The sequence below is a fragment of the Streptomyces sp. HUAS MG91 genome (assembly GCF_040529335.1).
GTDB classification, from domain to species: Bacteria; Actinomycetota; Actinomycetes; order Streptomycetales; family Streptomycetaceae; genus Streptomyces; species Streptomyces tabacisoli.
Map to the genome: position 1 here is coordinate 3,952,780 of NZ_CP159534.1, position 19,058 is coordinate 3,971,837.

At 73.3% G+C, this 19,058-nt stretch carries 15 protein-coding genes and 2 pseudogenes; 11 read left to right on the top strand and 6 right to left on the bottom strand.

Annotated elements, in window-relative coordinates; genetic code table 11:
* Window positions 1–4: 4 nt before the first annotated feature.
* On the bottom strand, window positions 5–2,755 hold the full coding sequence (locus ABII15_RS17845) for an AAA family ATPase (RefSeq protein ID WP_353943319.1): 2,751 nt from the start codon (window positions 2,753–2,755) through the stop codon (window positions 5–7).
* Between the two features lie 237 nt (window positions 2,756–2,992).
* On the opposite strand from ABII15_RS17845, the gene ABII15_RS17850 reads away from it, so the two are divergent.
* Window positions 2,993–3,748 carry an ABC transporter ATP-binding protein gene (locus ABII15_RS17850; RefSeq protein WP_353947101.1) on the top strand — a complete coding sequence of 252 codons (756 nt, stop codon included), beginning with the start codon at window positions 2,993–2,995 and terminating at the stop codon, window positions 3,746–3,748.
* Window positions 3,742–6,189, top strand: a complete 2,448-nt coding sequence (locus ABII15_RS17855) for an ABC transporter permease (RefSeq protein ID WP_353943320.1) — start codon at window positions 3,742–3,744, stop codon at window positions 6,187–6,189. The genes ABII15_RS17850 and ABII15_RS17855 overlap by 7 nt, the downstream gene beginning before the upstream one ends.
* A 6-nt stretch (window positions 6,190–6,195) precedes the next feature.
* On the opposite strand, the gene ABII15_RS17860 is transcribed toward ABII15_RS17855, so the two are convergent.
* Both ABII15_RS17860 and ABII15_RS17865 read right to left on the bottom strand, forming a co-directional pair.
* Window positions 6,196–7,776 carry a hypothetical protein gene (locus ABII15_RS17860; RefSeq protein ID WP_353943321.1) on the bottom strand — a complete coding sequence of 527 codons (1,581 nt, stop codon included), beginning with the start codon at window positions 7,774–7,776 and terminating at the stop codon, window positions 6,196–6,198.
* Window positions 7,773–8,339 carry a LemA family protein gene (locus ABII15_RS17865; protein ID WP_353943322.1) on the bottom strand — a complete coding sequence of 189 codons (567 nt, stop codon included), beginning with the start codon at window positions 8,337–8,339 and terminating at the stop codon, window positions 7,773–7,775. The genes ABII15_RS17860 and ABII15_RS17865 overlap by 4 nt, the downstream gene beginning before the upstream one ends.
* 114 nt (window positions 8,340–8,453) lie before the next feature.
* Between ABII15_RS17865 and ABII15_RS17870 the strand changes: the two genes are divergently transcribed.
* From ABII15_RS17870 to ABII15_RS17890, 5 genes are all read left to right on the top strand, one after another.
* Window positions 8,454–8,807, top strand: coding sequence for a VOC family protein (locus ABII15_RS17870; protein WP_353943323.1), 354 nt, complete (start codon window positions 8,454–8,456; stop codon window positions 8,805–8,807).
* A gap of 285 nt (window positions 8,808–9,092) precedes the next feature.
* Window positions 9,093–9,677, top strand: coding sequence for a TMEM165/GDT1 family protein (locus ABII15_RS17875; RefSeq protein ID WP_353943324.1), 585 nt, complete (start codon window positions 9,093–9,095; stop codon window positions 9,675–9,677).
* A 128-nt stretch (window positions 9,678–9,805) separates the two neighbouring features.
* Window positions 9,806–10,414: a TetR/AcrR family transcriptional regulator gene (locus ABII15_RS17880; RefSeq protein WP_353943325.1), complete on the top strand. Its 609-nt coding sequence runs from the start codon at window positions 9,806–9,808 to the stop codon at window positions 10,412–10,414.
* Window positions 10,411–12,075: an FAD-binding dehydrogenase gene (locus ABII15_RS17885; protein WP_353943326.1), complete on the top strand. Its 1,665-nt coding sequence runs from the start codon at window positions 10,411–10,413 to the stop codon at window positions 12,073–12,075. The genes ABII15_RS17880 and ABII15_RS17885 overlap by 4 nt, the downstream gene beginning before the upstream one ends.
* Window positions 12,072–12,866 carry an SDR family NAD(P)-dependent oxidoreductase gene (locus ABII15_RS17890; RefSeq protein WP_353943327.1) on the top strand — a complete coding sequence of 265 codons (795 nt, stop codon included), beginning with the start codon at window positions 12,072–12,074 and terminating at the stop codon, window positions 12,864–12,866. The genes ABII15_RS17885 and ABII15_RS17890 overlap by 4 nt, the downstream gene beginning before the upstream one ends.
* Before the next feature lie 34 nt (window positions 12,867–12,900).
* Here ABII15_RS17890 and ABII15_RS17895 read toward each other — a convergent pair whose 3' ends face one another.
* Both ABII15_RS17895 and ABII15_RS17900 read right to left on the bottom strand, forming a co-directional pair.
* Window positions 12,901–13,131 (bottom strand): hypothetical protein, encoded by a 231-nt coding sequence (locus ABII15_RS17895; RefSeq protein ID WP_353943328.1) that lies wholly within the window; start codon window positions 13,129–13,131, stop codon window positions 12,901–12,903.
* Complete coding sequence (locus ABII15_RS17900) at window positions 13,121–13,672, bottom strand: sigma-70 family RNA polymerase sigma factor (RefSeq protein ID WP_353943329.1); 552 nt, start codon at window positions 13,670–13,672, stop codon at window positions 13,121–13,123. The genes ABII15_RS17895 and ABII15_RS17900 overlap by 11 nt, the downstream gene beginning before the upstream one ends.
* A 135-nt stretch (window positions 13,673–13,807) precedes the next feature.
* On the opposite strand from ABII15_RS17900, the gene ctaD reads away from it, so the two are divergent.
* Both ctaD and ABII15_RS17910 read left to right on the top strand, forming a co-directional pair.
* On the top strand, window positions 13,808–15,439 hold the full coding sequence (gene ctaD, locus ABII15_RS17905; protein ID WP_353943330.1) for a cytochrome c oxidase subunit I: 1,632 nt from the start codon (window positions 13,808–13,810) through the stop codon (window positions 15,437–15,439).
* Entirely contained in the window at window positions 15,436–15,759 is a 324-nt protein-coding gene (locus tag ABII15_RS17910; protein ID WP_353943331.1) for a hypothetical protein, read from the top strand. Before ctaD ends, ABII15_RS17910 begins: the two co-directional genes overlap by 4 nt.
* Window positions 15,760–15,897: 138 nt before the next feature.
* Here the strand turns inward: ABII15_RS17910 and ABII15_RS17915 are convergent, their stop codons facing one another.
* The gene (locus ABII15_RS17915; RefSeq protein WP_353943332.1) at window positions 15,898–18,003 is read right to left on the bottom strand and encodes an MMPL family transporter; all 2,106 of its coding nucleotides are present in this window, start codon (window positions 18,001–18,003) and stop codon (window positions 15,898–15,900) included.
* Between the two features lie 358 nt (window positions 18,004–18,361).
* On the opposite strand from ABII15_RS17915, the pseudogene ABII15_RS17920 reads away from it, so the two are divergent.
* Together ABII15_RS17920 and ABII15_RS17925 are read left to right on the top strand one after the other, a co-directional pair.
* Window positions 18,362–18,571: pseudogene (locus tag ABII15_RS17920) on the top strand (hypothetical protein); the annotation flags it as partial.
* 366 nt (window positions 18,572–18,937) lie between these two features.
* A pseudogene (locus tag ABII15_RS17925) lies at window positions 18,938–19,021 on the top strand (DUF6191 domain-containing protein); the annotation flags it as partial.
* Between the last annotated feature and the right edge of the window lie 37 nt (window positions 19,022–19,058).

Genomic DNA, 19,058 nt, shown 5'->3' on the forward strand with positions numbered 1-19,058 from the left:
GCGCTCAGTCGGTCAGGCCGAGCCCCGCCAGCTGGGCCCTGCTGCTGACGTTCAGCTTCGGGAAGGCCCGGTAGAGGTGGTAGCTGACGGTCTTGGGGCTCAGGAAGAGCTGCGCGGCTATCTCGCGGTTGGTCATGCCCGTGGCCGCCAGGCGGACGATCTGGAGTTCCTGGGGCGAGAGGCGGGCGAGGGTGTCCGTGGCGCGGTCCGGGAGGGGAGCCGTCGCGCCGGCCGCGCGCAGTTCGGCGCGGGCGCGGTCCGCCCAGGGGACCGCGCCCAGGCGTTCGAAGGTGTCCAGCGCGGCGGCCAGTTGGAGGCGGGCTTCCGTCTTGTGGCGTTCCCTGCGCAGGCGTTCTCCGAAGAGGAGGCGCGTTCTGGCCGCCTCCCAGGGGCGGCCGCTCTCGGCGTGGCGGCGGACGGCCCTGCTGAACAGGGCGTGGGCGGTGGCCCAGTCGGGCTCCACGAGGGCGCGGCAGCGGTGCAGTACCGCGTCGGCCCAGGCGAGACCGGAGGCGTCGGCCCACTCCGTGAACGCGGCGAGGGGCTCGTCGGCGGGCCGGGCGAGCCGGGCGGCGGCCTCGACCCGGTCCGGGGCGAAGTACACGCTCTGGATCTGGCGGCGGACCGGGCCCGCCTGTGCCGCGTCCAGGCGGTCCAGTGCCTCCGCGAAGCGGCCCTGCCCCAGGTCCGCGAGGGCCAGCGCCCACTCGGCCCAGGCCAGGCTGTTGGCGATGCCCGTGGCGTCGAAGTGGTCGTGGCAGCGGGCGGCGAGCTCGGCCGAGCCGGCCTGGTCGCCGCGGACGGCCAGAATCCAGGCGAGCATCCCCTGGAGATAACCGGCCCGGTGGGGCTGGCCGGTGTCGGCGGCGGCCCGCAGACCCTCGACGGCCGTCGCCTCCGCGTCACGGAACCGGCCGAGGTACAGCTCGGACGCGGCCAGCGTCAGATGGGCGAGCGGCAGCCAGCCGAGGTCGCCCCGGGCCCGGCAGTCGGCGGCGACGGCGGCGGAGATCTCCCGCCCCGCGTCGAAGTCGCCGACCAGCCCCGCGACGAAGGCGGCGTTGACGCGCAGGGCCGGGGCCCCGGAGCGGTTGCGGCGGCCGTCGGCCACCAGGGTGCGCAGCGCGGGCAGGGCGAGCGCGGGCCCGGCCTCCAGGAACACGGCCGCCCCGGTCACCGCGGCCACGGCCGGGCCGAGGCCGTCCTCGGGGCGCGGCCGCAGCGTCGCGAGGCGGTCGGCGGCGGCGCGCAGGCGGGCGGTGTCGCCGAGCTGCCAGGCGTTGCGCGCGGCGTCCACGAGCATCATGCCCGCCGCCACCCGCGCCTCGCCGGGGCTCTCGCCCGCGGTGCCCGCCATGGTGTCCGCGGCGCCGAGCAGCAGGTCGTGGGCGGTGCCGGGGTCCCCGTCCGCGAAGGCCGTACGGGCGCGCAGGGCCTGGAGGCGGGCCCGGGTGCGCGGGTCGGCCGTGTCGCGTCCGGCGGCCTCGGCAAGGGACTTGGCGCGGGGTGTCAGTCCCGCGTCGGCCGCGGCCTGGGCCGCCGCGGCGAGCCGGCGCGCACGCAGGGCCGGGTCACCGGTCAGCGCGGCGGAGCGTTCCAGGGCGGCCGCGGTGCCCGCGTGGCCGTGGCGCGCCAGGGCCCGGTCGGCGGCCCGCTCCAGGGCGGCGGCCACCTCCTCGTCGGGGCCGGTCGCGGCGGCGGCCAGGTGCCAGGCCCGCCGGTCCGGCTGCTCCCGCAGCACGTCGGCGAGTGCGCGGTGGGCGGCCGGCCGGGCCTCGTAGGAGTCGGCGCGGAAGACGGCGCCGCGCATCAGCGGGTGGACGAACCGCACCCGCCCGGCGTCGACCCGGACCAGACCGGCCCGCTCGGCCTCGCCCAACGCGCCCGGTCCGGCACCCAGTCGAGCGGCGGCGCGCAGGATCGCGTCGAGGTCGCCGTCGTCCTCGGCGGCCGCGACCAGCAGGGCCGTACGGGCCCCGGCGGACAGCTCCGCGATCCGGGCGCCGTACGCCTGCTGGATGCGGTGCGGCAGCGCCAGCGGCTCGGGGCCGTGGGCGTCGCCGTCGGTGCGGGCCAGTTCCAGCAGGGCGAGGGGGTTGCCCGCGCTCTCCTCCATGATCCGGCGGCGCAGCGGCGGGCCGAGCCGCGGTGAGCGGTCCGCGAGGAGCCGGGCACTGCTGTCGGGGTCGAGGCCGGTCAGCCGCAGTTCGGGCAGGCCGGACGGGTCGAAGCCGGTGCGGGCGCCGAGGACCAGGGCGATCCCCTCGGCCTGGAGACGGCGGGCGGCGAACAGCAGCGCGCGGGCGGAGGCGTGGTCGAGCCAGTGCGCGTCGTCGACCAGGCAGAGCAGGGGCGCGTCGGCGGCGAGTTCCGACAGCAGGGACAGCACGGCCAGGCCGACCATGAGCTGGTCGTCGCTGCTGCCGGGGCCGGTGCCGAACGCCGCCCTCAGGGCGGCCGCCTGCGGGGCGGGCAGGGAGTCGACGCGGTCGAGCACGGGGTGCAGCAGCAGGTGGAGCGAGGCGAACGGGATCTCGGCCTCGGTCTCGATGCCGGTGGTCGTGACGACGGCCGTGCCGTGGGTGCCGCGCGCCCGGTCCCTGGCGTACTCCAGGAGCGCGGTCTTGCCGATGCCGGGCTCGCCCCGGACGACGAGGACCCCGCTGCGGCCGGCGGCCGCGGCCTCGAGCAGCGCGTCGAGCGCCGCCTGTTCCACCGCGCGCCCGTGCAGCGTCGTACGTTCCTCAACTGCCATGCGCCCGACCCCCGTTGCCCCCGGCCGGCCCCCGCCGCCCGGGGCGATCCTAGGGCCTGTCCGGCGGATCAGGTCGCGTTCGGGTGGCCCGCGCTGTTCCGCGCCCGCGACAAGATCCGCCGGACAGGTCCTGGTCATCTGTCCGGTACCGGGCGGGCTGTCCGCGCTCGTAGCGTCCCGAGTGCGGCACCCCGGGAGGGAACAGCCCTCCCGGCGGGACGACCAGGACGGACGTGCATCACGGTGAGACCCCTCGACAGCCTGGACACCTCGGTGGTGTTGGAGTCCGTGAGCCGGAGCTATCCGAACGGCGACGGCGCGGTCGCCGCGCTCGACGAGGTGACGGCCCGGTTCGGCCACGGCACCTTCACCGCGGTGATGGGCCCGTCGGGTTCGGGCAAGTCGACGCTGTTGCAGTGCGCCGCCGGACTCGAACGGCCCACCTCGGGGCGGGTCGTCGTGGCCGGGCAGGACCTGGCGCGGCTGAGCGACCGGAAGCTGACCGAGCTGCGGCGGGACCGGATCGGTTTCGTCTTCCAGGCGTTCAACCTGATGCCGTCGCTGACGGCCGAGCAGAACGTCGCGCTGCCGCTGCGGCTGGCCGGGCGGCGGCCGGACCGCGCCGCGGTCCGGCGGGCGCTGGCCGCGGTGGGGCTCGCCGACCGGGCGGGACACCGGCCGGCCCAGCTCTCCGGCGGCCAGCAGCAGCGCGTCGCCGTCGCGCGGGCGCTGGTGACCCGGCCGGCCGTGCTGTTCGCGGACGAGCCGACCGGCGCGCTGGACGCGAGCACCGGCCGCGAGGTGCTGCGGCTGCTGCGGACCGTGGTCGACCGGCATGCGCAGACCCTGGTGATGGTCACCCATGATCCGGCGGCGGCGGCCTGCGCCGACCGGGTCCTCTTCCTCGCCGACGGGCGGGTCCGCGACGAACTCACCGACCCGGACCCCGACTCCGTCGTCGCGCGGATGCTGCTCCTGGAGGCGTCGTGCTGACCCTCGCCCTGAGCACGCTGCGCACCCGCTGGGTCTCCTTCCTCGGCAGCTTCGCCGCGCTCTTCCTCGGTACGGCGCTGATCGCCACGACGGGGCAGGTCCTGGCGAGCACGACCGGCACCCCCGACCGGGCGCCGCAGCGGTACGCCGCCGCGCCGGTCGTCGTCGTCCCCGACGGCCGGATCACCGTGCACGGCAGGCAGGGGGCGACCCGGGCGCCGCTCGCCGAGCCGCGCGGGCTGGCCGCCGGACTCGCCGCCCGGTTCCCCGGCGCGGTCGTGGACCGGGTCTTCCCCGCACGGCTCTCCGGGGGGCCGCCCGCCGTCGGCCGGCCCTGGTCGGCCGCCCGCACCGCACCGCAGCGGATCACCGAGGGCCGCGCCCCGGCGGGGAGCCGCGAGATCGCGGTGAGTACGTCGGCCCGTGCGGCCGGCGCCGGTGCGGCGGTCGGCGACCGGGTCGGTGTCGTCACCGCCGACGGGATCACGCGGTACACCGTGGTGGGGGTGACCACGGCGGGGCCGCAGGGCACGGTGTTCTTCAGCGACGCGCGCGCCGCGACGCTCTCGCCCCGGATCGACGCGCTGGCCCTGTGGCAGCCGGCCGGCCGGGTGCGGGCCGCTCTCGGCGACCGGGCGGACGGCGCCCGGGTGCTCACCGGCCCGGACCGGGCCCTTCCCGATCCGACCCGCGCCGCGGACGACCGGGCCCGCAACGACGCCGCCACGATCGCCGGGATCGCCGGCGGGTTCGCCGCGTTCGTCGCCGCGTTCGTCGTGTCGTCCACCTTCGCGTTCGCCGTGTCGCAGCGCCGCCGCGAGTTCGCGCTGCTGCGGACCGTCGGGGCGACCCGGCGTCAGGTGCGGCGGATGGTCCACGCCGAGGCGTGGTGCCTGGCGGTGGTTGCCGCCGCGCTGGGCGCGCTCGCCGGTCCTGCGGCCACCCGGCCGGTCCTGGACCGGCTGATCGGGCTCGGGGCGGCGCCCGCGTGGACCGTGCCGAGCGACTCGGTCGTCCCCTCGCTGGTCGCGTTCCCCACCGGTGTGCTGGTCGCGCTGCTCGGGGCGGCGGCCGCGGCGCGCCGGGCCGGGCGGGTGACCGCGGCGGAGGCGCTGCGCGAGGCCGCCGTCGAGTCGCGGGCGATGACGCCGGCGCGCTGGGTGCTGGGGGCGGCGGCGCTCGGCACGGCGCTGACCGGCATGGCCGTCACCGCGGTCGGCGACCCCGCGTCGGCCGCCAACAACAAGACCGCCATGCCCAACGTCATGCTGCTCGTCGCCGCCGCCGGGCTGCTCGCCCCGGTCGCGGTCCGCCCGGTCACCCGGCTGTTCGCCGCGCCGCTGGAACGGCTGCGCGGCGCGACCGGCACCCTGGTCTCCGCCTCCGTACGCGCGTCGGCCCGGCAGACCGCGATGACGGCGGCGCCGGTGCTGGTCACGGTCGGGCTGGCGGCCGCGCTGCTCGGCGGCGCCGCGACGGGCGACAGCGCGAAGGCGGCGATGCGCACCGAACCCGTACGGGCGGACTATCTGGTGCTCCCCGACGCGGGCTCCGACCTGGACCGTCAACTCGTGCGCCGGCTGGAGGAGTTGCCCGGCGTGGAGGTCGCCACGGCGGCGCCGTCCAGCCTCTACACCCTGGAGGGCGACACCGTCCTCATCCGGCGTCCGGTCGAGGCCGTCGACCCGGAGCGGCTCCCCGCCGCCGTCCATGTCCCTTTGTCAGCGGGCTCGTTCGCCGATCTCGACGATCACAGTGTCGTCGCCTCGCCCACCTGGGGCGTGGGGCTCGGCGACCGGCTGCGGGTGTGGCGGGCCGACGGCAGCAGGGCCACGCTCACGGTGGTCGGCCTGCTCTCCGTGGACTCCCCCGCCGACGCCTACACGACGCGCGCGCACGCCTTCTCGGCGCTGCCGACGGTCGCGTACGTGAAGCTGCGCGCCGGGACCTCTCCGTCCGCCGTCGAGGCCGCCCTGCGTACGGTCACGGCCGGTCACAACGCGCACGCCGTGACGCGGGCCGCATGGGCCTCCGGCCTCGGCACCGACGGCCGGCCGGCCGCCCGGGTCGGGCTGCTGGCGGTCCTCGCGATCATCCTCGCGTACACCACGATCGCGCTGGTCAACACGGTGCTGATGGCGACGGCCGACCGGGCGCCCGAGCGGCGGGCGCTCCGGCTGCTCGGCGCCCGGCGCGCCCAGATCCTGCGGTTCGTCGCGGCGGAGGCGCTGCTGGTCACGGGGATCGGCACCGTGCTGGCCGGCGCGACGGCGGCGGTCGCGCTGGCGGGCGTGTGGATCTCCCTGGTGCGGATCGCCGGCCCCCTCGGCATCAGCCTGCCGTGGGCGACGGTCACCGCGGTGGCCGCGGGCTGCGCGCTCCTCGCGGTCCTGGCCTCGGCCGGGGCGGCCCTGCTCGCCGACCGCCCCGCTCGCGGCTGATCTCTCCTACGAGACGTGCTGCCCCGGCGCCGAGGCCTCCGCCCAGTCGCCCTCCCAGGGCGCGGCCCGGACCAGTTCCGCGGAGCGGATGGTGCGGGTGCCGCGGGAGACGGTCAGGCGGACCTGGGCGCCGGTGGCGAGGTCGCGGGAGGCGGCGGGCAGGGCCCAGGCCGTGGTCAGGGCCGTCGTGCCCTCGTCCAGGGCCAGGAAACGCGCCGCCTTCGTGTTCTTGCGCCCCTCCACCCGCAGCACCTCACCGGTGATCGTGTCGGGCGCGCGCAGCTCCAGGCAGGCCAGGATCAGCAGGTGTCCGGCGAGCGCGGCGAAGAGCGCGATCGCCGCCCATTCGACGGCCAGCGGGCCCTGCTCGGCCGCCGCGTCGACGAACCAGCCGTCGCTGTCGCTCGCGAAGTTGCCGGGCATCATCGCCAGGAAGACGAGCAACAGCGTCCAGCGCCGGAACTTCCCGGCCGCGATCACGCCGAGCAGCGCGCTGCCCACCCAGCCGGCGCTCAGGATCAGGCCCGGGCGGCGCAGGGTGCCGTCGCTGTGGGCGTCGGCCGCGAGCGACCAGTCGGGCTGGCGCAGCACCGCGAAGGCGGCCAGGGCCCCGGCGACCAGGGCCGCGGCGGCCGCCAGCTGGAGCAGCCGCCCCTTCGAGGCGCCGAAGCCGGGCAGCAGCCGCGGGTAGCGGATCCGCACCGGGCGCCAGGTGCCGCCGTAGCTCGACCAGACGCGGCGGCGGTCACCGGCGTCGAAGCCGAGGAGGCGGCCGGCCAGGCTGGTGACGCCGAGCGCGGTCCCGTACGCGAGGTAGCGGTCCCAGACGGCGACGGCGGCGGGAGGCAGCCGGGCGAAGTCCTCGTGCGCGGTCAGCCAGGAACGCAGTCCGGCCCAGTGTCCGGCGCGCTCCAGGCCGCGCGGGGTCGCGCGCTCACCCTGCGCCCTGGCGAGCAGCCAGAACATCGCGGACGCCGGGAGCACGCAGACGACGAACGCCGCGCGGACGCCGTGGTGGCCCATCAGCGCGGCCAGGCCGAACAGGACGCCGGGCACGCAGGCGAGCAGCGTCAGCCCGCCGGCCAGCCACCCCGCGAACCGGGCGCGGGACAGGCCGCGCAGCCGGGCCTCGGCGACGATGTCCTTGCGCAGTTCCGCGTTGAAGGCGGCGGCGCGCTTGGCGTCGCGGAAGGCGATCGCCCCGATCGGGGCGCCGCCCTCGGTGGTCCGGCTGATCACGCGCTCCAGGACGCGCCGCTCGTAGGGCGGCAGGTCCTGCGCGTCCCGGCCCACGTCGGTGACGTGCACGGTGCTCGCGGCCGGGTCGTCGGCGGGCTGGCGCACCTCGACGAAGCCGCGGGCGGCCAGGTCGAGGAGGGTGGCCCCGGCGGCGTACTCGACGCCGCGCCAGTTGTTGCCGAGGAGGGTGACCACGGCCGGGGACTCCGGGTCGGGCCCGAACTCCTGGGTCGCGGGCGCCGGGGTGACCGCGCCGTTGCGGGTGGCGAGCAGTGCCAGGCCGAAGAGGACCAGCCAGAGCGCGATCAGGGCGGCGCCGCCCCAGTAGAGCTGTTCGGTGTGGCTCATGCGAAGCGCACCTGGACGGCTTCCTGCGGTGCGCCCGCGGCCTCGAAGTACTCGCGTCGCCCGTGCCCGCCGCCGAAGCCGGACACGATGTTGCCCGGGAAGCTCTCCAGGGCGGTGTGGTAGCTCTGCACGGCGCTGTTGTAGAACTGCCGCGCGTACGCGATCTTGTCCTCCGCGGACCTCAACTCGGCCTGCACGGCGGCGAAGTGCTGGTCCGCCTTCAGCTCGGGGTAGCTCTCGCCGAGCGCGAAGAGCTTGCCGAGCGTCGCGGTGAGCGCGTCCTCGGCGGCCGCCCGGTCGGTGACGCCGAGCCCGTCGTTCACGGCCGCGCCGCGCGCGGCGGTGACCGCCTCGAAGGTGGCCCTCTCGTGGGCGGCGTACCCGCGCGCGCCCTCGACGACATTCGGTATCAGTTCGTGCCGCCGCTTCAGCTGCACATCGATCTGCGCCCATGACGCCTGTGTCTGGTTCCGCAGCCGGACGAGCCGGTTGTAGGTCCGTACGACCCACCACACGACCACCACGACCAGCACCACCACGACAGCACCTGCGATGACACCCATCGGCGTCGCCCCCAAAGCCCCTGAAAGATCCGGCCCCCCTGGCCGATCGACGTGATCCTAATCCGAAAGCCCGAATGCCAGTTCCTTTTAACGGTCCGGCTCTACACTCCGCTGATGACCTTGAACTGGGAACAGGTGATCGTGCACTCCGCGGACCCGGAGGCGCTCGGCCGGTGGTGGGCCGAGGCGCTCGGCTGGGTCGTGGTGTACGAGGGCGACGGCGAGTTCGAGATCCGGCCGGAGCCGGACCGGACGCCGGGGATCGACTTCGTGCGCGCCGACGAGGTCACGCGCCACAAGGGACGGCTGCACCTCGACTTCCGGCCCGACGACCAGGCCGCCGAGGTGGCCCGGCTGGAGGCGCTCGGCGCGCGGCGCGTCGACATCGGCCAGGGCGAGCAGCCCTGGGTGGTGCTGGCGGACCCCGAGGGCAACGAGTTCTGCGTGCTCGCCCAGCGCAAGCAGTAGGCCCCCGGCCGGTGCGCGCGGACGTGATCCGGCGCACTGCGGGGCTCTCCGGCCGCATGTACCCTGGTGGGAGCAAGCGAAGGGGAGTAGCCCCGCGAACCGGTCGTCGACACACTGGAACCCCCGGGTTCCCGGTGGCCGGGCCCGCGCCGACACGGCCGGGCGGGCGAGACCTTCGACCAGGCTGACGCGTATCCGAATCCGTTTACGCCGTCGCCGGGTCGAGTGGTCCCCGCAGCGGGTGGGTTCACGAGTCCGGCTGCGGCTCGTACAGAGAGACCCCCGATGCATCTCGACCCCGTGGCGATCGTCACCGCCTTCGGTCTGATCTTCCTGGCCGAACTCCCGGACAAGACCATGTTCGCCTCACTGGCCATGGGCACCCGGATGAAGCCGATCTACGTATGGTTCGGCACCTCCGCGGCGTTCGCCGTGCACGTCGCCATCGCGGTCGGCGCCGGCTCGCTGCTCGGGCTGCTGCCCGGCTGGATCGTGAAACTGGTCTCCGGCCTGATGTTCCTGTTCGGCGCCTTCATGCTGCTGCGCGGCGGGGACGACGAGGACGGGGAGGACGAGGCGGGCGCCAAGACCGTCACCGGGTTCTGGCCGGTGTTCGGCACCGCCTTCATGGCCGTGTTCATCGGTGAGTGGGGCGACCTGACCCAGATCACCACCGCCAACCTGGCCGCCACGAACGGCACCCTGTCGACCGCCATCGGCTCGTTCATCGCGCTGATCTCGGTCTCCGGTCTCGCGCTGATCGCGGGCCGCTTCATCGCCAAGCGGGTGCCGCTGAAGACGGTGCAGCGCGTGGGCGGCATCTGCATGCTCGTGCTCGCCGTCTGGTCGTTCGTGGAGATCTTCGCCTGATCTGTTCGCCCGGCCTCCGGCCGATCCTCGGCGGACCCTTGTGGATACAGGAACGTATCGAATACGTTCCTGTATCCATTTGTGGTTCACGATCCCTCAGCGGGTCGAGCGCTCCGAGCGAGGTGACCGTGCCCGGCACAGTGACGAAGCGGCGTGCGCGCACGCGGCAGCGGCTGCTGGCGGCCGCGTTCGACGTCTTCGCCGAAGAGGGCTTCGGCCGCTCCACGGTCGAACAGGTCTGTGAGCGGGCCGGGTTCACGCGGGGCGCCTTCTACTCCAATTTCTCCTCCCTCGATGAGCTGTTCCTCGCCTTGTGGGAAGAGCGGTCGGCGCGGATGCTCGACGATGTGCGGGCAGCGCTGGACGGTCTCGACCCGGCCGATCCCGAGGCGGCCGTGCGCGCGGCCGTCGAGGCGACCCCCGTGCACGACGCCTGGTACCGGATCACCGCCGAGTTCACGGCGCACGCCCTGCGCAATCCCGGCCTGCGGCGCGTGATGGCCGCCCGGGAGGAGGCCATCAGAGAAGCCGTGCTGCCGGTGCTCGTGACCGCGCTGGAGCAGCTGGGGCGGCGGGTCACCGACCGGCGGGCCCTGGGGGACGCGCTGGTCGCCGTGCACGACGGAACCGCCGTACAGGTGCTGCTCCAGCCCGACGACGGCGCCGTACGGGACCGCAGGCACGCCCTGTTCATGAACGTACTGACCGCCTACAGCACCCCCTTGGAGAGCGCATGAGTGACACCAACGCCGATGTCATCGTCGTGGGAGCCGGGCTCGCCGGGCTCGTCGCCACGTACGAACTCACCCGGGCGGGCAAGCGCGTCGTGCTCGTCGACCAGGAGAACGCCGCCAATCTGGGCGGGCAGGCCTTCTGGTCGCTCGGCGGGCTGTTCCTCGTGGACAGCCCCGAGCAGCGACGCATGGGCATCAAGGACTCCTACGAGCTGGCCCTCGCCGACTGGATGGGCTCGGCCGGCTTCGACCGGGAGACCGAGGACCGGTGGCCGCGCAAGTGGGCCGAGGCGTACGTGCGGTTCGCGGCCGGGGAGAAGCGGGACTACCTGTACGGGCTCGGCCTCAAGGTCACCCCGAACGTCGGCTGGGCCGAGCGCGGCTCCGGCACCGCGACCGGGCACGGAAACTCGGTGCCCCGCTTCCACCTCACCTGGGGCACGGGCCCCGAGGTCGTCCGCGTCTTCCGGGAGCCGGTCCTGGAGGCCGCCGAGCGCGGCCTCGTCACCTTCAAGTACCGCCATCAGGTGGACGAGTTGATCGTCGAGGACGGGGCGGCCGTCGGCGTACGCGGTTCCCTGCTCGCCCCCTCGGACGAGCCGCGCGGGGTCGCCTCCTCCCGCGAGACCGTCGGCGACTTCGAACTGCGCGCGAAGGCGGTCGTCGTCACCTCCGGCGGCATCGGCGGCAACCACGACCTGGTCCGCAAGAACTGGCCGGCCGACCGGGTCGGCCCGGCGCCCGAGTCGATGGTGACGGGCGTGCCCGCGTACGTCGACGGCCGCATGATCGGGATCACCGAGGACGCCGGCGCCTCCGTCGTCAACCGCGACCGCATGTGGCACTACACGGAGGGCCTGAAGAACTGGGACCCGATCTGGCCGGGCCACGGCATCCGGATCATCCCCGGCCCGTCGTCGCTGTGGCTGGACGCCACCGGCAAGCGGCTGCCCGCGCCGCTGTTCCCCGGGCACGACACGCTCGCCACGCTGAAGCACATCACCGCGAGCGGCCACGACCACACGTGGTTCATCCTGACCCGGGCCATCGTCGAGAAGGAGTTCGCGCTCTCCGGCAGCGAGCAGAACCCCGACATCACCGGCAAGGACATGAAGCTGGTCCTCCAGCGGGTGAAGAAGGGGGCGCCGGGGCCCGTCCAGGCGTTCCTCGACAAGGGCGAGGACTTCGTCGTCCGCAGGAACCTGAAGGACCTCGTCGCGGGCATGAACGAGCTGACGCCGAAGACCCCCGTCGAGTACGAGCAGGTCGAGCGGGAGATCGTCGCCCGCGACCGCGAGATCGAGAACGGGTACAGCAAGGACCTCCAGCTCATGGCCGTCCGCAACGCCCGCTCCTACCTGCCCGACCGCATCACGCGCGTCGCCAAGCCGCACCGGCTGCTCGACCCGGCGCAGGGCCCGCTGATCGCCGTACGCCTGCACGTGCTGACCCGCAAGACGCTGGGCGGCCTGGAGACGAACCTCGACTCGCAGGTCGTGCGCGGTGACGGCTCGGTCTTCGAGGGGCTGTACGCGGCCGGGGAGGTCGCCGGGTTCGGCGGCGGCGGTGTCCACGGCTACAACGCGCTCGAAGGGACCTTCCTCGGCGGCTGCATCTTCTCCGGGCGGGCCGCCGGGCGCGCGCTCGCCAGGAGCCTCGCGTGACGGGGACCGCGCTCGTGACGGGCGCGTCGTCGGGGATCGGGGCGGCCGTCGCGGCGGCGCTGGTCGCACGCGGCTACCGGGTGTACGGCACGAGCCGCGACCCGGAGAAGGTCAACTCCCCTATACCCGGAGTGACTTATCTGGCGCTCGACCTCTCCGACGAGGCGAGCATCGAGGCGTGCGCGGCCGCCGCCGGCGCGGTGGACGTCCTCGTCAACAACGCCGGTGAGTCGCAGAGCGGCCCCTTCGAGGAGCTGCCGATGGACGCGGTGCGGCGGCTGTTCCAGCTGAACGTGTTCGGGGCCGTGCGGCTCAGTCAGCTCCTGCTGCCCGGGATGCGGGAGCGGGGGCGCGGGCGGGTGGTGATGGTCGGTTCGATGCTGGCCAGCTTCCCGCTCGCCTACCGGTCGTCGTACGTCGCGTCGAAGGCCGCCATCAAGGGGTTCGCGCTGGCCGCACGGCGGGAGTACGCGGGTTACGGGGTCGGCATCACGACCGTCGAGCCCGGGTCGATCGCCACCGGGATCAGTGAGCGGCGCACCCAGTACGTGGCGCCGGACTCGCCGTTCCGCGCCGCCTACGACACCATGCTCGCCGCGCTCAACCGCAATGAGGCGAACGGGATCTCGGCCGAGAAGGTCGCCGCCAAGGTCGTCTCCGTGGTGGAGGCCGGTCGGCTTCGGCCGTTCTACGCCGTGGGCAGCAACGCGCCGGTGGTGTTCGCGCTGCGGCGAGTGCTTTCGCGCGGCGCGGCTGAACGGATGGTCGCCCGCAGGCACGGGTTGCGGTGACGTCGCCGTTCCCCCCGGGGCGCGCGTGACGTGCTCAGCCCGCGCCCGGGAGGCCGGCGGAGAAGGCGATGGCCAGAAGGGCCGCCGCGGCGCACACGGCGGCCTCGGCGCGGAGGACCAGGGTGCGGCGGGCACGCCGACCGCGGTGCAGCAGCTGGTTCAGAGCGCGCTCGGCACCGTGGTGCAGCGGACGCGAATCGGCGTAGCGCGGATCGTCGTCCGGCACCGGATTGGCGGCGCGGAGGAGGGCCAGGTCATCGGTCACGGGCTTGGTCTCCTGCGGTGACGGTCATGTTCATCCGGTCGATCTCGGCGCGCAGCCGGCGCCGGGCTCGGTGCAGCCGCATCGCGGCGGCGCTGCGGCTGCACTCCAGGGCGACGGCCAGCTCGTCGACGCCCAGCTCCTCCCAGGTGGTCAGGCGCAGGGCCTCCCGGTCGGCGGGGTTCAGCCGGGCCAGCGCCTCGTGGATCCAGGCGCCGGGTTCCTCGGCGTCGGGGCCCGCGACGATCTGCCGGTGGTGGGCCCGTTCGTGGTGGCCGATGCGGTCGAGGAGGCGGCGTCTGCGGCCCAGCCCGCGCACGGTGTTGGCGAGGCAGTTGCGGGCGACGGCGTACAGCCAGGGCAGCGGCGTCTCGGGCGGCAGCTCGGCCCGGCGCCGCCACGCTATGGAGAAGACGTCGGCGACGACCTCCTCGACCTCGTGGGCGGCCCCGGGGTCCAGACGGCGTGCGACGAACCGGCTGACCGCCCAGTAGTGGGCGCGGTAGGCCGCCGCGAAGGCGTCGTCCGTCGTGCTGCCGCTCATGCCTGTGCCCGTGGTTCGTCCGTGCTCATGAACCGTAGGTGTCCGGCTCCGCCCCGATGTTCACAGGTGCGGTGTGTGATCTTTCGGGCGGGGGTGCGCGGTGACGTGCGGGGCGGGTCCGGACACGTACCGGGCATGAGAGGAACGAAGGGCTCCAAGAAGGGCTTCAAGGCGGTGCGGTGGCTGACCACCACCGATCACAAGACCATCGGCACGCTGTATCTCGTCACGTCGTTCGGGTTCTTCTGCCTGGCCGGGGTGCTCGCGCTGTTCATGCGGGCGGAACTGGCCCGTCCCGGGACGCAGATCCTGTCGAACGAGCAGTTCAACCAGGCGTTCACGATGCACGGCACGATCATGCTGCTGATGTTCGCGACGCCGCTGTTCGCCGGGTTCGCGAACTGGATCATGCCGTTGCAGATCGGGGCGCCCGATGTGGCGTTCCCGCGGCTGAACATGTTCGCGTACTGGCTGTACCTGCTGGGTTCGCTGATCGCGGTGGGCGGGTTCCTCACGCCTCAAGGGGCCGCGGACTTCGGGTGGTTCGCGTACGCGCCGCTGTCCGACGCGGTGCACTCGCCGGGCGTCGGCGCCGACATGTGGATCATGGGGCTCGCCTTCTCCGGCTTCGGCACGATCCTGGGCTCGGTCAACTTCATCACGACGATCGTGTGCATGCGCGCGCCCGGCATGACGATGTTCCGGCTGCCGATCTTCACCTGGAACGTGCTGCTGACGGGCGTCCTCGTCCTGCTCGCCTTCCCGGTCCTCGCGGCCGCGCTGTTCGCGCTGGAGGCCGACCGGAAGTTCGGGGCGCACGTCTTCGACGCGGCGAACGGGGGCGCGCTGCTCTGGCAGCACCTCTTCTGGTTCTTCGGGCACCCCGAGGTGTACATCATCGCGCTGCCGTTCTTCGGGATCATCTCCGAGGTGATCCCGGTCTTCAGCCGCAAGCCGATCTTCGGCTACCAGGGCCTGGTGGGCGCCACCATCGCGATCGCGGGGCTTTCGGTGACGGTGTGGGCGCACCACATGTACGTCACCGGTGGCGTGCTGCTGCCCTTCTTCTCGTTCATGACGTTCCTGATCGCCGTGCCGACGGGCGTGAAGTTCTTCAACTGGATCGGCACCATGTGGCAGGGCTCGCTGTCCTTCGAGACGCCGATGCTCTACTCGATCGGGTTCCTGATCACCTTCGCCTTCGGCGGCCTGACCGGGGTGATCCTGGCGGCGCCGCCGCTGGACTTCCACGTCGGCGAGACGTACTTCGTCGTCGCCCACTTCCACTACGTCATCTTCGGCACGGTCGTCTTCGCGATGTTCGCCGGATTCCACTTCTGGTGGCCGAAGTTCACGGGGAAGATGCTCGACGAGCGGCTCGGGAAGGTGACGTTCTGGACGCTGTTCGTCGGCTTCCACGGCACGTTCCTCGTGCAGCACTGGCTGGGGACGCGGGGCATGCTGCGGCGGGTGCCGGACTATCTGGCCGTGGAGGGGCTGACCGGGCTCAACACGGTCTCGACGATCTTCTCGTTCGTGCTGGGCATGTCGTTCCTGCCGTTCCTCTACAACGTGTGGCGGACCGCGCAGTACGGGGAGCCGGTCGGCGTCGACGATCCGTGGGGGTACGGGCGTTCGCTGGAGTGGGTGACGTCGTGTCCGCCGCCGCGGCACAACTTCGTGGCGCTGCCGAGGATCCGTTCGGAGTCGCCGGCGTTCGACGCTGCCGCCGAGGCCCGGGCCGAGCTGGTGCGGGGTGGCGTGTGATCCGGGAGATCGAGGGGTTCTTGATGGTGGAGGCCGCGCGGGCCGAGGGGCGGGACGCCGCGCGGCGGTTCACCGAGCGGGTGCCGTGGCTGACGGAGACGCAGGCCGAGGATGTGGGGCGGGCCTATGTCGAGGGTTATCTGGAGCTGCGGCGGGAGTTGTGGCGGGACGCCGTGGGGCGGGCCGGGTCGTTGCGGGGCGAGTACGAGGAGCGGTATCGCTTGTTGAGGGGGCGTTTGCTGACCGCCGCGTGGTTCATCGGGGTCGGGGTCGCCGGGGTGACCGGCATCGTGGTGAAGATCCTGGGGAGCACCGGCTAGGCGCGGCTCTCGTCGTGGCTGGTCGCGCAGTTCCCCGCGCCCCTGAGGCATGCGCTGCGCGCAGCCTCCCCTGGATGCCGTAGGCATCTCAGGGGCGCGGGGAACTGCGCGAGAAGAGGCCACCGGGCCGCGGACGAACTACGACTTCGAGCGGCGGTCCCCGTGCCCCGGCCACCAGGCGGCGTGGCCGATCAGCGCGGTCAGGGCCGGAGTGAACACCATCGCCATCACGAACGCCGCGATCACGATCCCGAACGACAACGCGAACCCCATCTGGGAGAGCGTCGAGTTCCCGGCCAGCATCAGCGTGGCGAAGGTACCGGCCAGAATGACCCCCGCCGAGGCGATCGTCGGCCCGGAATGGCGCACCGCGGTGCCGGCCGCGTCATGCGGACTCCGCCCGGCCCGGGCTTCTTCGCGCAGCCGCGACACCATCAGGATGTTGTAGTCGGTGCCGAGCGCGACCACGAACAAGTACATGATCACGGGGAGCATGAACATCAGCCCGGGCTGGCTGCCGATCTGCGTGAACAGGAAGGACGTGGCCCCGAGCGTGGCGCCGAACCCGAGCGCCACCGACGCCATCAGGTACCAGGGCGCGACCAGACTGCGCAGCAGCAGACCCAGGATGACCATGATGCAGAGCGCGGCGACGGGGAAGACCACGGAGTAGTCCCGGTCGACGGCCTTGTTGATGTCGACGTAGACGGCGGTGATGCCGCCGACCAGGGCCTTGGTGCCGTCCGGCGCGTTCGCTTGGGCGGCGGGCCGCAGGTCGTTCCGGACGGTGGACATGGCGGCGTCGGAGGCCGGCGGATCGTCGAGGATCACGCTGTAGGCCGCGGCGGTGCCGTCGGTACTGCGCGTGGCCGCGCCGACGGTGCCGACCCCGTCGACCTCGGACAGCGACTTCCGGAAGGCGGCGGTCTGCGCCACCGTGAGCGGGGTGTCCGAGTCCGACGTCAGATAGACGCTGGTGGGGTCGGTGGTGCCCGCGGGGAAGCCCTTCTCCAGGTCCTTCAGCGCGACCATGGACTCCTTGGTCTTGGGCAGCGAGGAGGTGGAGAGGTCGAAGTTGGCCTTGTAGCCGAGGGCGCCGAGCGCGAGGACGGCCATGACGAGCGCGGAGACCAGCGCCCACACGGCGGGCCGCCGCCCGATCGCCCCGCCGAGCCGGGCGAACCCCGTACCGGCCGGCTCCCGCTGCCAGGACTTGGACGGCCAGAACACCCTCGTACCGAGCAGCGAGACGACCGCCGGGACCAGCGTCAGGCCCGCGCACAGCGTCACGAACACGGCGATGGCGAGCGCCGGGCCCATCGACTTGAGCATGCCGAGGGTGGAGAGCGCGAGGGCCGCGAACGCGACGATGACCGCTCCGGCCGCCGAGGTGATGGCCTCGCCGACCCGTTCCACGGCGTGCACCATGCCGGACTTCGGGTCCTCGCCCGCGCGCAGCGCCTCCCGGTAGCGGAACAGCAGGAACAGGATGTAGTCGGTGCCGACGCCGAACAGGACGACGGTGAGCAGCTCCTGGATCGAGGAGTCGGCCTTCATGTCGAACGCCTTGTTGGCGGAGGCGATCAGACCGGTCGCGAGCGGCGAGATGAGGCCGATCAGGACGACCGGGAGCAGCGCGATGATCGGGCTGCGGAAGATCAGCAGGAGCAGCACGACGATGATGACGATGGTGCCGACGCCGACCAGCAGGCCCGCGCGTTCCGACGCCTCGGACTCGTCGAGAGCGGTGGCGGCGGAGCCGGTGATCCCGGCGTGCAGGCCGGTGCCCCTGATCTCCTGCTGGAGGTCGCCGCGCAGGGTCTTCACCGCGTCCTGCTCGGACGTGTCCGAGGGGTCGGTGATCTTCGGCATGGCGACCATGGAGGTCTGCACGAGCCCGTTCGGGGAGGCCTTGCCGGGGACGACCGCGTCGACCTTCGGGATGTCCTTGGCCGTCAGGTCCCTGGACACGCGGACGATCTCGGCGGAGTCGGCAGCGGTCAGCTTCTCGCCGTCGGAGCGCTGGAAGACGATGACGGCCCCGATGTTCTGCTGCTTCGGGAACTCCGTCTCCTGGACGTCGGACGCCCTGATCGACTCGTAACTGTCGGGCAGGAAGCTCGCCTCGTCCGAGCTGGAGGTCAGTTTCGGCGCCAGTGAGATCACGGCCGCCGCGACCACCACCCAGCCGAGGATCACCCACCACGGCCTGCGGACCACGAACCGCCCCAGAGCTGCGAACATCGCTCACCGTCTCCCGTCGCGCACGCCCCCGGGTTCCCCCGGTCAGCCTCACCCGAGCGGGCCGGAGCTGCCACTCGGGGCGGTGGATCACGGGTCGCGGAACAGATATATGCGCGAGGTATTCCGGGATGCGGCGCAAAGGCGTAGATTCCCCTCACCGTCGCCGTACATGGGACATGCGGATGAACTGCGTCGGCGCTGTTCATCCTCTCCCCCCTCCTGTGTCGGTGGGCGGACGGCAGGCGTGCAGCACAGGGGGCCACCTGCGAGGCGGACCCGGCCGCTCCCCTCGGACGCACCATCCGGCCGGGTCACGCCGCCCCTGTCGCGTACCGCGCGCAGGCGGTTTACTGAGCCGATGGGACTCGTCTTCTTCATGACGCTGCCGGGGCTCGTCGTCGCCCTCACGGTCATCGCCTTCACCGACCAGGGGCTGCGGCTCGCCGGGCGCCGCAAGGGGCGCTCCCAGGTGTCGTCCACCGGTTTCGAACAGCTGCACGCCACGTTCTCGGCGGGCAAGCAGAACGAGCTGAAGGAGCGGCAGAGCGCGCTGGTGCTCCGCGACGACTAGGGCCTGTCCGGCGGATCAGGTCGCAGTCGGTCGGCCCGCACGTCTCTGTGCTGGTGAGCGGGGTCTGGTGCGTCGAGATGCAAGGCGGAGGAGGGCGTCGACGCGGAGCGTCGGCAACCGACGACAACGCCGCAGGTCGGCGTGGCAGACCCCGCGCCCGCGACAAGATCCGCCGGACAGGCCCTAGGGCGTGTGTCGAAAGTCCCGTCGTTCGCCCGAAGGGCGGGCCTCGCGGGGTCTGGTGCGTGCGATCGCAAGGCGCCGGGGCGTCCTCATAGCGGAGCTATGAGGGCGTTTCGGCAACGCCGCGAGCGTGCGTGCCAGACCCCGCGAGGCAGACGGGACTTTCGACACACGCCCTAGGAGGACGGCGCTCCGCCCGCGCGGTCCCGGGTGGACCTGGCGAGCGGGCGGGCGGTCATACGCCTGCCCCGGGGCCACGCCTGAGCGCGTACCGACAGAAGTTGTCCACAGGCTGTGGGGA

Excerpts from the sequence above, each read along its gene's own strand:
- ABII15_RS17845 (WP_353943319.1), bottom strand. The coding sequence starts at position 2,755 with ATGGCAGTTGAGGAACGTACGACGCTGCACGGGCGCGCGGTGGAACAG.
- ABII15_RS17860 (WP_353943321.1), bottom strand. The coding sequence starts at position 7,776 with ATGAGCCACACCGAACAGCTCTACTGGGGCGGCGCCGCCCTGATCGCG.
- ABII15_RS17865 (WP_353943322.1), bottom strand. The coding sequence starts at position 8,339 with ATGGGTGTCATCGCAGGTGCTGTCGTGGTGGTGCTGGTCGTGGTGGTC.
- ABII15_RS17870 (WP_353943323.1), top strand. The coding sequence starts at position 8,454 with ATGACCTTGAACTGGGAACAGGTGATCGTGCACTCCGCGGACCCGGAG.
- ABII15_RS17875 (WP_353943324.1), top strand. The coding sequence starts at position 9,093 with ATGCATCTCGACCCCGTGGCGATCGTCACCGCCTTCGGTCTGATCTTC.
- ABII15_RS17885 (WP_353943326.1), top strand. The coding sequence starts at position 10,411 with ATGAGTGACACCAACGCCGATGTCATCGTCGTGGGAGCCGGGCTCGCC.
- ABII15_RS17900 (WP_353943329.1), bottom strand. The coding sequence starts at position 13,672 with ATGAGCGGCAGCACGACGGACGACGCCTTCGCGGCGGCCTACCGCGCC.
- ctaD (WP_353943330.1), top strand. The coding sequence starts at position 13,808 with ATGAGAGGAACGAAGGGCTCCAAGAAGGGCTTCAAGGCGGTGCGGTGG.
- ABII15_RS17915 (WP_353943332.1), bottom strand. The coding sequence starts at position 18,003 with ATGTTCGCAGCTCTGGGGCGGTTCGTGGTCCGCAGGCCGTGGTGGGTG.